7 protein-coding genes are annotated in these 12,504 nt (G+C 41.3%); all 7 read right to left on the reverse strand.

Annotated elements, in window-relative coordinates; genetic code table 11:
* Window positions 1–61: 61 nt before the first annotated feature.
* Complete coding sequence (locus tag KXD93_RS04330; RefSeq protein WP_258135634.1) at window positions 62–2,341, reverse strand: glycoside hydrolase family 3 N-terminal domain-containing protein; 2,280 nt, start codon at window positions 2,339–2,341, stop codon at window positions 62–64.
* Window positions 2,342–2,366: 25 nt separating this feature from the next.
* Complete coding sequence (locus KXD93_RS04335) at window positions 2,367–4,163, reverse strand: glycoside hydrolase family 9 protein (protein WP_258135635.1); 1,797 nt, start codon at window positions 4,161–4,163, stop codon at window positions 2,367–2,369.
* 214 nt (window positions 4,164–4,377) lie between these two features.
* The gene (locus tag KXD93_RS04340; protein ID WP_258135636.1) at window positions 4,378–4,971 is read right to left on the reverse strand and encodes a porin family protein; all 594 of its coding nucleotides are present in this window, start codon (window positions 4,969–4,971) and stop codon (window positions 4,378–4,380) included.
* Window positions 4,972–5,157: 186 nt separating this feature from the next.
* Entirely contained in the window at window positions 5,158–6,483 is a 1,326-nt protein-coding gene (locus KXD93_RS04345) for a TolC family protein (RefSeq protein WP_258135637.1), read from the reverse strand.
* A 23-nt stretch (window positions 6,484–6,506) separates the two neighbouring features.
* Window positions 6,507–7,184, reverse strand: coding sequence for an ABC transporter ATP-binding protein (locus KXD93_RS04350; RefSeq protein WP_258135638.1), 678 nt, complete (start codon window positions 7,182–7,184; stop codon window positions 6,507–6,509).
* Between the two features lie 338 nt (window positions 7,185–7,522).
* Window positions 7,523–9,922, reverse strand: a complete 2,400-nt coding sequence (locus tag KXD93_RS04355) for an ABC transporter permease (RefSeq protein ID WP_258135639.1) — start codon at window positions 9,920–9,922, stop codon at window positions 7,523–7,525.
* A 71-nt stretch (window positions 9,923–9,993) separates the two neighbouring features.
* Window positions 9,994–12,447 (reverse strand): ABC transporter permease, encoded by a 2,454-nt coding sequence (locus KXD93_RS04360; protein WP_258135640.1) that lies wholly within the window; start codon window positions 12,445–12,447, stop codon window positions 9,994–9,996.
* Between the last annotated feature and the right edge of the window lie 57 nt (window positions 12,448–12,504).

The raw sequence follows: 12,504 nt of genomic DNA on the forward strand, positions 1-12,504 counted from the left end.
ATTATAAATTGATATAACAAATATATAGTCTTGCAGTAAAATAAAGTGCTTATCTTAATTATTACAACTTTCCGGTTCTTGATGGAACGGTATTTGAAATAAAATTAAAGCTTTGTGTTTGATCACCAATCTGGATCTTAAATTCACCTGGCTCTGTTACCGTTTTACTGATGTCGTTTACAAAGGCTAAATCGCTTGCTTTTATTTTAAACGTTACCGTTTTTTTTTCGCCGGGTTTAAGGTTTATTTTATCATAAGCTCTCAGGCGTTTGGTATCAGGCGCAATACTTGCATAAAGCTGGCTGGTATAAAGCAGCACCGATTCCTTCCCCTCCCGCTGCCCTGTATTTTTCACATCAACAGTAACCAACAATGTTTCACCATCTTTCAAATCGGGCTTACTTAAATGCAGGTTATTATAACTGAAAGTAGTGTAGCTCAACCCAAAACCAAATTCGTACAACGGGTTGTAGCCGTGGCTATCGTCTGAATTTCCATTTTCCAGGTTTTTACGGTAGTAATTTACCAGTGCGTTGGGGTATTTGGGATAAGTAAAAGGCAATTTGCCTGACGGATTTGCATCGCCAAACAAGATACTTGCCAGCGCATCGCCTCCTTCATTGCCCGAAAGATAAGTCATAACAGTAGCGGCTGATTGGTTTTCGGCCTGGGTTACCACTCTTGGGCGGCCTTCAGCCAGTACCAAAATTACCGGCTTTCCGGTTTTTGTCAATTCTGTTGCCAGTTCGATTTGGGCCGCCGGTAAGTTTAAATCGTCAATATTACCTACGTTTTCAGTATAAGATAACTCTCCTAAACATAGAACTATTACATCGGCTTTTTTAGCTGCCTTAACCGCATCATTTACATTTTGCAGGCTATCGAATGATGCGCCCGGCTCATAGCTTACGTTATCTTTTCCTATTTTCTGTTGAATAGCTTCCAGTATGGTATTTTTATTAGCTGCAAATGAATCAGACTGATCACCTTGCCATGTATAACTCCAGCCGCCATCTAACGAGCGCATGGTGTTTGCAGTCGGGCCGGTTACAAATACTTTGACGTCCTTTTTAAGCGGCAGGATATTATTATTGTTCTTTAAAAGAGTGATCGCTTCAGTAGCTGCCTGTACACTAATCTGTTTGAATTCATCCGAGCCAAATTTCGGGTAGTCGTCCGGGTTACCAACCGGGCGCTCGAATAAACCCAACTGATATTTAACCTTAAGGATCCGATGAACCGCTTCATTTATCCTCGCCATCGATACCTTGCCCTCATGTACCAACTCTACCAAATAATTATAAAAACTATATTCATAAGGCACCATACTCATGTCAACACCTGCATTTACTGCTATCATTACCGCATCTTTTTGGGTGGCAGCAATGTGATGGCGGTCGTGCAAATATTCGATGTCTCTCCAATCTGTAACAGCAATACCGTCAAAATGTAACTCACCACGAAGCACATCAGTCAGCATATATTTACTGGCGTGGATAGGTACGCCATTGATCTCACCCGAATTTATCATCAACGTTTTCGCTCCGGCCTTTACCGCTTCTGCAAATGGCGGTAAAAAGTATTCGCGCATGTAGCGATCAGGGATCCAGGCCGGGGTGCGGTCTTTTCCGTCGATCGGATCACCGTAACCAAGGTAGTGTTTCATACAAGCGGCAACATGATATTTATCGCCTACATCATTGCCCTGGTAACCTTTTATTATGGAGGCTCCCATGGTTTTTATAAGGAATGGATCCTCTCCAAAGGTTTCATAGATCCTGGGCCATAACGGCGATTTGCCCAAATCAAGCACAGGCGAATAATTCCATGGGATATAGCTGGCACGGGTTTCGTAAGCAGTTATCTCGCCTGCTTTGTAGGCTAGTTCTTTATTAAAGGTAGCGGCCATAGCAATTTCATGCGGGAACAAAGTGCTGCCTGTTGTGTAGGTAACGCCGTGAATGGCATCGATTCCATAGATTACCGGGATCTTCAGTCGGTCTTGGGCTGCTTCCTTTTGGATAGTTGAAATAACATCGAACCAATGCTTACGATCATAAGCATGACCACTTACATTCAGGATCGATCCGACATGATATTTTAAAATAGCTTCCTTTATTTTTGCGTCATCGATTTGGTGTACTCCGTTGGTTGTTGTCGAAACTACGTCGGAAGTAACTTCTGTCATCTGCCCCACCTTTTCCTCCAGCGTCATTTTAGCGATCAGCGCATCAACTTTTTTATCTAGCTCGCTTACCAGCAACTGGCTTTTTTTCGATTGAGCAGATAGCAGCATCGCATTCAAGCACACTATGCCTGCAACTATAAAGATCCTTTTCATTTAATATTGATTATATATTTGATGTTTATTTTGACGTATTTAATTGATTTTGGAGCGCTTCAATAGCATTAGCTAAATAAGCAAATGGAGCGTTCCAGTTGATCGCGATCTCGTTTGCTGCGTAAGCCCGGTCATCATCAATATAGGCCTCATCAGGGACTGTTGACGGGACGCGGATCTTATCCTGCATGCCCGGGTTCGGGCCGCCGGCCAGTAAGCCGGGGATTGGGTCAACAACGCCGTCGGCAACGGACGGCCTGTGATGGGGATGCATTGGGGTTTTACTACCAAAGCCAGTTACATAAGAATAGCCAGCGGCATTTCTGCCCAAAATATAGTCAAGGTTGGCAAGCGCGTAATTCAAGTATTTTTTATCTGGGGATAATTTATACGCCTGAATTAATGCTACCCCCTGGTTTGCGGCAACAGAGTTACTTCCCCACCCAAAATTTCGGGCCGATTTTGTCATTACTGTTTGATATGCTGTCTCATCAGCGCCGTTAACAAGTTTATCTGCAAAAGCCAGCAGCCGCCTTTTTATCTCAGGTAATTCCGCCGGAGCCTTTGCGCCGAAAGCGCTACTGTTTTTTACAAGGGTATAATACCCCAATAATCTTACCTGGCTCCATGTCGGCAGCGGCATATTGGTGTCGGGCAATAGGTTAACCTGCTTTAAAAACCCTGGGTTTAATGTGGTTACAAAAAGTTCAGATGCCGCCCATATAAATTCATCCTTAAAATTCCAGTCGCCATAACCTCCGGTTATTACTTTAGGATTGAATTTTTGATTCATTGCATCCTGGTTGTAAACAACACCCGGGTTTTTCATTGCCCAGGCCCACGCTTTGTTTGCTTGTGCCAGGCATGAATCTGCCAAGCCTGGTAACTGCTTCGGAAATTTTTTTAAAATGCGGCTGGCCTGCGCCATAACTGCGGCAAAATCTAACGTTGCGGCAGTTCCCTTTTGAACCACATAACGCGGCTGGGTACCCTTATCCGGCATTTCCATTTTATCAAATTCGGCATTGGTGAGCTTGTTATAAACACCGCCGTCTTCAGGGTCCTGCATAGCAAGCATCCAGCGTAAATTCCATAAAACCTCATTCAGCACATCCGGAATTTTATTACCACTTTCGGGGATGTTTAAGTTTACAGTTTTCATGTAAGCCGGAAAATCCTCATATAACGAAAGCAACGTACTGGTACTGATCCCACTGTTAACTATGTATTTGTTATAATCGCCGGCATCGTACCAGCCGCGTGGCGCTGAAATTGAAGTACCTGCCGGGCGTTTGTCGCTTACGGCTGATGGATGGATGAGCACATTTGTGTCCGGGTGTCCCTCTGCCCTGCTCCATTTGCCTGCATATTTTCCCTTTAAGGGGATAGATGCCCGCATAAAATAATAAGCCTTTATTGCTCCCGCAGCCACATTATGGTGAACTGACTTTTTTATTTCGAATGGATATGAATATCCTGAACCTGGCACATAAAGCTGATATTTCCCGGGTGTATTATATATCCCAAAATCAGCTATATCCGTAAATGATCTGTTTAAACCCGGCCTAACCGATTTTTTTAATTTTCCAACAAGCACATTTTTCTTATCTAAGGTCTGGAGATAAAACTCCTCGCTTTTGCTGTTTAACACAATTGCGATTTTGGGACCTTGCGGATAAAAGCCGAGTTGGTTTAACCGAATATTTGAGCCAGCGCTCCCGGTTGCCGGTTGCGAATAACTGTTTTGAGAAGTTATGGCAACTATGGCCATCAATATGCAAATGCGGCATAAGAGGCGTTTGCATAAATATTCAGTGTTCATTAATGCTACGTATTATAATTACCCGGTTTAACTGGTTTATAAAGGTATGTGTAACATGTACAATAAGTATAATACTAAATTGACAGCAACCCCTACAAAATATAATACTAAATCGGCAATGGACCTGATTAATACAGGAAACAAAAAAGGCCTGCCTCAAAATGGGCAGACCTTTAGCATATAAAATATCTAACTTAAAATCAGAGTGGGCTTACTATAATTTCAACAAGGGTACAGCCAAACTAAGGTTAAAAAGACTAACCCTTGTGTGCGAATAACCAAAGGTTTGTTTTGTTATACCTGCTTCGTAACGCAGATCGACCGAGATACTCCTGATATCTACTCCTGCCCCAAGCACCCAGGCAAAGTTCTGGTCTTTATAATCAAGTGAGGTTACCTTGCCCGCGGCGCTGCCAAAATTTTGATCCTTGTTTATAGCGAATGAAACCAGTGGCCCTGTGTAAAAACGGGCACCTAAACCGAATGCGCCAATTTTTCCGCCAACCAAAAGCGGGACATCAATGCTTGTAAATTTCGCCTTCACCTCTGTGCCGCCATCGGTTACGGTTACATTTTTAGCCGTAACATAAAGCTCCGGTTGAAAATTGAAGCCTAATGCGCCAACTCTTGCCCAAAGGCCGCCTAAATAACCTGCCCTGTTACCTGTGCTGAAAGCTGACGACGAGTGATCAAGAGAAGACAGGTTTACGCCACCTTTAATACCCAACTGGAATGAGGGAAGAATCTGCGCCGAAGTAAATGTAAACGCAGATGTAATAATTGTTAATGTGAGGATAAGTTTTTTCATAAGTAATTTAATAAGGAGATGAAAATTAAAATCATTTATTGTGTTCCAGGGAAATAATTAAAGGGGATGCCCTATAATTAGCAATATCCGGCTTACATTAAAAACGATTAATGTAAGCCGGATATTTGATAGAATCTGAAATAAAAGTAGGATAAATTTTACTAATCCAAAAAGAATTATAAAAATTTAGAAAGTGAGCTGTCCCCTATAGTAATCCAGGATCTTTATACGGATCAGATAGTCATAACGCGCGTTAATTAAATTGGTATTGGCAACATCAAGGTTATTTTTTGCGATTACAAAAATGTCTGCTGTAATAACACCTGCATTAAATTTAGTTTGGGTTGCATTAAAGGCTTCCTGGTACGCTGCAACCTGGTCTGTTACTGCATTAAAACGATCATTTGCCGCTGTCATATTTGCATATGATAGTTCAATTTGCTGTTTAAGCTGCACCCTGGTATCTGTATTTACGTTTTGCGCATCTATTAAATCAAGTTTTGCCCGCTTTACATTATTCCTGTTTTGGAAATAGTTTAAAATAGGGATCTGTAAACTCAATCCCGGCCCGTAGCTATAGTTATTTCTGAACTGATCAAAGAAACTTGTTGTTCCGGTACTTGAATAATTCGTATTGATCGAAGCGCCAAAAGACAATGTCGGGTATAGCTTTCCTTTATAAGACTGAACTTCTTTTTCTGCTGCTTGAACACGAAAATCGGCCGCTTTAACCTGTGCCAGGCTCCCTAATGCAGTTGAGTAGATCTGATCGGGGGTTTGGCCATAACTCGTAGGTGATTTGTCTGCGGGAAGCCTTACCAGTTTTATATCCTTGGTATAAGGCACGCTCATTGCTTCCAACAAATTGAGCTTTGCAGCAACCAGGTTATTTTTAGCATTCACAACATTTGCAGCGTCGTTAGCGTGCGCACCTTTTATATTATAGAAGTCAGCAGGGGCTACACTGCCCGCAGTATTTAAAATCGTTTCACGATCAAGTGTTACTTTGGATGCATCGAACTGAGAATTTGCTTGTGTAAGCTGATCTTCACTATTTAACACCTGCAAATACAATTGTATTATATTTAAGGTAGTAACATCCTTTACCTGTTGAAAATCCATCTTACCAGCCTGGTAGGCAAGCGCATTTTGCTTTATAGCATTTATATAACTAAAACCATTTGACAATAAAAGATTGGTGCTTAATCCATATTGGCCGTAATTAATTTTCTGGTTCACATAGTTATAAGTTGTAGGGTCCTGGCTGCGGCCAAAGCTTAATGATTGCGACGCATTACCATTTAAAGTAGGCAAGAGATTTTCGCGGGCTTGTTGCAAGTTTATGCGATCTCTCTCCATTGTTGTTCCACTGTTTTTTACTAAGAGGTTATTCTTTATGGCTAAATCAACACATTGTTGTAAAGTTAAAACGCTATCCAATTGCTGCTGGGCCTTTGCAAAAACAGTTATCGATAAAAATAAAAGGAGTAATGGAATTTTTTTAAAAAACATGATCTGTAATATTTATTGCAGGTTTAGAATTTTCTTGATGATTCTACCCTGCCGTCTAAAAGGTTAATTATTCGTGAGCCATACTCGGCATTTTTTTCGGAGTGCGTTACCTGTATAATAGTAACACCATCCTCTTTATTCAATTTCCGGAACAACTCCATTATCTCCTCACCTTGTTTGGAGTTTAAGTTTCCTGTTGGCTCATCAGCGAGTAATAGTTTTGGTTTGGCAATAAGTGCACGGGCAATGCCTACCAATTGCTGTTGGCCACCGGATAACTGCGCCGGAAACAGGTCTTTTTTGCCAACTATTTGAAAACGATCCAGCATATCGGCAACCATGGCCCTGCGCTCTGTTCCTTTAAAGTCCTGGTAAATTAATGGTGTTTCAATGTTTTCGTAAACGGTAAGCTCATCAATAAGGTGGTAAGCCTGGAAAACAAAACCAATGTATTGCTTATATAATGCCGAACGTTGTTTGTCCTTTAATTGGTGAACAGCATTGCCAACGAAATAATGGTAACCTTCTGATGGTTCATCGAGCATGCCGATCACGTTCAGCAAAGTTGATTTACCGGAGCCAGACGGGCCCATGATAGAGATAAATTCGCCTTCGTCTACCTCAAGGTTAATATCGTTAAGTACAAAATTCTTGTTGCCGCCTACCTGGTAGTATTTCGAAATATGCTGAAGTGATAACATGTGTTTTAATTAGTGAATTAGTAAATTTTTGAATTAGTGATTTAGCTGCTAATTTATTAAATAAGTATTTGAATTAATCACAGCTTTCCCACATTCTGGCACATAGGTATCAATAACATACCAAACTTTTAAATTATTAAATATCAGCACCTTATATATTAAACTTTATATAAAGACTGTACGCTTATGTAACATGGGGCGTACGGTTATGATACAGGTGGGGTTAGTTGATTAGTGACTAGAGGCTAGAGATTAGCTGGGAAAGCGAATAGTAAAACAGGCCGAAGATTAGCTTCTGCACTAATTTCCGGCCTGTTTCAAAATGCAGACTTAGTTTTTTATTCTGATCGTAAACTTTTTACAGGGTTTGTCAATGCCGCTTTGATTGACTGGAAACTGACAGTAAAAAAAGCGATCAAAATGGATATTATCCCCGCCAAAACAAAGATCCACCATTGAATACTAATGCGATAGGCGAAATCACCCAGCCACCAGTTCATGGTAAGCCAGGCAATTGGCCACGCCAGTAGGTTTGCAATAATTACCAGCTTTAAGAAGTTTTTCGAAAGTAATAAAGTGATATTTTGTACAGATGCCCCTAACACCTTGCGTACGCCTATTTCCTTAACCCGTTTTTCTGCAGAGTAAGAGGCAAGGCCAAATAAACCCAGGCATGATATAATGATTATAAGCCCAGCAAGTATGCCTACGGTTTTGCTTACCTGATCATCCACATGGTAAACCTCATTGAAGTGGTCATCTAAAAATTGGTATTCAAAAGGCAGATCGGGTTCTATGCTTTTCCAAACCGCTTGTATTTGTGCAACGGCATTGCTTGCTTTACCGGGATTGATTTTTATCGACATGGTATTGAAACCGCCTCGTTTATCGCTTACAATAAACAGCGTTTCAATTTTATAATGTAGCGAATTGAAGTTAAAATCTTTCACAATTGCCTTGATCGTGCCCAACGAGTCATAACCAAAAGTTTGGCCGATGAGTGACGACAACGGGCGTTTAGGATGATCTTTCAATAGCTCCCTCGCGAGACTTTCGTTAACTATGTACTCTCTTCCCTCCTGGGTTTTTTCGCCAGAGAAATTCTTACCCGCTGCTAATTTAATTTTATAAAGGCTTAAGTAGTTGGCATCAACAACCAACTGGGTAACTGCCAGGCTGCGCTTAGGGCCGTCTGAAGGTCTGAATTCAACGCCCGACTGATCGAGGTGACTTCCTAAATTATCCTGGGAGGCAGTTACTCCGCTAACTGCTGAAAGCGCTGAGATCTGCTGTTTTAACAGGTCGTATTTGGCTGGTGTAATACCATTTAGCGGTACGGTAACAATTTGTTCACGGTTAAACCCCGGATCTTTATGCTGCATAAAGTTCAATTGCTTTACTACCAATACCGTGGCTATCATCAGGAATATAGCACTTGTAAATTGTCCTATTACTAATATATTTCTTAGTAAACCTTTGTTTTTTCCTGTTTCGATCGAGCCTTTTAGTACTTTCACCGGTTGAAAACCAGATAGATAAACAGCCGGGTAAATTCCTGAAATCAGGCCTACCACTACGGTGCAGGCAAGTATGATGAGCACAGTACCGGGGTTACTAAAAACCGGTAAGGTTAACTGGCGTTGACTAATGTTGTTAATATAAGGCAACGCTAACTGTACAAGCACAATTGCAAATACGAGCGCCATTAAGGCAAGGATTACCGTTTCGCCCAAAAACTGGATAGCCAGTTGAAAACGATAGGCCCCGATTGATTTGCGAATACCGACCTCCTTGGCTCTTTCTGCCGAACGGGCGGTTGACAGGTTAATAAAATTGATACAGGCAATCACCAAAACAATCAATGCAATTGCCAGGAATAAATTGGTTAAGTTTTTATCAAACTTTTGGAAGTTGAGGTAATCGAGCCCGATATCGGCAGAGTTGGCGTGAATGTCTTTGAGCGGTAGATAAAACAGTTCGTAATATTTATAGCCATCTCCTTTCATGTGTTTTTTAAGATAGGCAGGCATCTTGGCTTCAAAAGCCTTAATGTTGGTGTTTGGGGCTAATACTAGGTAAGTATCCAGCCAGTTGCCACCCCAGTTATTAATCATCCACGGCTTAAAGGTGGTATTAAATGAAAACAAAGCATCAAATTGTAAATGAGAGTTTTTGGGTGGATTTGCGGCTATCCCTGTAACCGAATATGCTGTAGTATCACCGCCGTAGTGGGTTATGGTTTTACCCATTGGGTCGGCATTGCCAAACATTTTTTGAGCGGTTTCCTCGGTAATTACAACGCTATGCTGTTTTAGCAGGGCAGTGTTCCTGTCGCCTCTTACCAACTTAAAGTCGAAAATATTTAAAAACGTAGTATCAACTAAGAATGCCCATGGTATAAAAACCTTTTTCTCACCATAAGTAAGCTGAAATTTCTCTTGCCAGCGGATGCGGGTAAAGTTTTTAACTTCCGGAAAATCAGCCTGCAGCGACGGACCCATTGGAAACATGGATAAGCCTACCTTTTGTGATGATACCATGCCCGGAAACTTTTGCACCTCGTCCAGTTTGTAAATGTTCTTTGCATGGAAGTTATCGAAGCTCTTCTCATACGAAACAAACAGCATGATAACAATACATGCGGCCATCCCCACAGACAAGCCAATAATGTTAATGGCCGAAAAAACCTTGTTTTTCCAGATATTTCGCCATGCGATTTTGAGATAATTTTTTATCATGATTAAATGTTCGTTGGTTCAATTATTCATTGGTGTTGGTCTGAATTTTTCAACTAAGCTCTAGTCTTAAATCACTCGGAACGCAAGCTCTTCACCGGGTTCATTAACGCCGCTTTTAGGGCTTGCGATCCGATGGTGAAAATTCCTATCATTACGGCTATTATTGTTGTATAAGCAAAAATTGTCCAGTCGATTGGTTGACGATAGGCAAATCCCTGCAGCCATTTGTTCATGGCCCACCAGGCAATTGGCGATGCGATGATAACCGATATGATGATCAGCTTTAAAAAGTCGACAGACAACAATGAAACGATGGTACTCACACTAGCGCCCAATACCTTGCGAACACCAATTTCCCGGGTCCGCTGTTCGGCACTGAATGCAGCAAGACCAAAAAGGCCAAGGCATGATATCAATATGGCTATTACGGTAAAATAGCCAACGATAGCGGCTAGCCTGTTATCCGTCTCATAATTCTTTTGAAATTGTTCATCCAGGAAATTATATTCAAACGGATCGCTCTGATCATATTTATGCCATGCATTTTCAATCATCTTTAAAACAGGTGTCATGTTGCCGGCCTTCGTATGAACTATCATGTAATTATATTGACTCTTATCATTCTCCAGTTGAAATGCGTATGGGGTAACAGGCGAATGCAAGTCCTCATAATGAAAATCCTTAACTACTCCTACTATCTGCACATTGTATTGTTTCCCGCGAACATCGTAGTGAATGTTTTGACCGACAGCTTTTTGCGGACTTGCAAAACCGAGTTCTTTTATGGCTGTTTCATTAACGATAAGACCTGTATCTGATTTAAATTCAGCCGAGAATAACCTGCCGGAAACTGCCCTGATATCCAGTGTTTGCAGGAAATCCGCATCCACATAATTCATTCGGGTACGCCTGGCATCGTTCATTGATTGACCATCTTTATAAAAAACGCCGTCGCTGGGGTTGGCAATTCCGGGGTAATAGGCCGAAGCGCCTACCGAAATGATTCGCGGGTTTGTTTTTGTTTCATTCCTGAGCGCGCTATAAACAGCCTTAGAGTTATTTGTACGAAGTGGAATAACTATCTGCTGATCCTTCGCAAAACCCAGGTCAGCATTACGCATATAGTTCATTTGCCTGGCGATAACAACAGACGCAATAATAAGAACCACCGAGATGATGAACTGGAAAACAACTAACCCCTTACGAATTGACACCACGGCAAGCGAATTAGTCAACTTCCCCTTTAAAACTTTAACAGGGTTAAACGATGACAGGTAGAATGCCGGGTAACTTCCAGCTATCAAGCCGGTAAGCAATGCCATCAATAAAAAGTATAGCAACATAGTTTTATCTGCCGCAAATGACAATACAATATGTTTTGCCGCCAGTTGGTTAAATACAGGCAGCAGCAATATGGTAAACACTACCGCAATAAGAAAGGCGATAAAGGTTATCAAAACAGATTCACCCAAAAACTGGCGGATGAGTGAGCCTTTTTCCGCTCCTAAAACTTTCCTTACCCCAACCTCTGATGATCGTTTTGATGAACGCGCAGTGGACAAATTCATAAAATTTATACACGCGATAAGTAAAGTGAATATTGCAATTGATGTTAATACAAATAAATAGGTGCGACTTGCCGGTGCGGTAACGTTTGAAGTAAAATCCTTGCTTAAATGAATGGCTCTAACCGGGGTCAGAAATTGTTTTTTATCGCGCCCCATACGGTTCAAATCAACAGCTTCGTATTTCTTGACAAAATATGAGAATTTGCTTTCAAGCCGGGCTGCATTAGCACCTGGTTTTAACAAGATATAAGTATAAAACATATTGTTACGGGCAAAATCATTTCCCTGTTTCTGCAGGTACTTATCCATTCCACCGCCTGCAAATGACAAAAAGAAATTAGCGTCGATATGTGTGGGATTATCAACCGGTCTGAAAACCCCTGTTATCCTGTAATCGTTATCTCCATTCATATTACTGCTGATGTGCAGCATTTTATTAATAGCCGTCTGATTACCAAAAATTTTCCTGGCCATCGCTTCGGATATTACAGCGGAGTTAGGATTTGCTAACGCGATACTGGCATTTCCCTCGATGAAATTGTAAGTAAACATTTTAAAGAAGGAGGAATCAGCAAGGAAACCATGTCCCTCAAGAAATGATTTTTTATCACCATTCGCCGGCGCATATTGCACCAGGTTTACATCATCAGTAAACAAATTAAGCAACCTGGTGCATTCCGCTATCTCCGGGAACTCCTGCTTTAATGCCCCTGCAACCGGCGGTGCAGTGAACGGAGACTTATCATTCTTTTCACCCTTTTTAATATTGACCGTTCCTACCTGGTACAGGTTTGCTATATTCTTTTGATAGCTGTCATAGCTGGTTTCATAATGCAGGTACAACGCAATCAGCATACAACAGGTAAGCCCTACCGATAAACCAAAAATATTTACGATGGAGAAAAACTTATTCTTCATCATACTGCGCCAGGCAATTTTAAAATAGCTTTTTATCATGGTTGGTTCATTGGTTTAATTGCTCATTAGTTCATTGGTACTTGTTAAGTTTTATAA

This window comes from Mucilaginibacter phenanthrenivorans, assembly GCF_024721155.1.
Taxonomy (GTDB): Bacteria; Bacteroidota; Bacteroidia; order Sphingobacteriales; family Sphingobacteriaceae; genus Mucilaginibacter; species Mucilaginibacter phenanthrenivorans.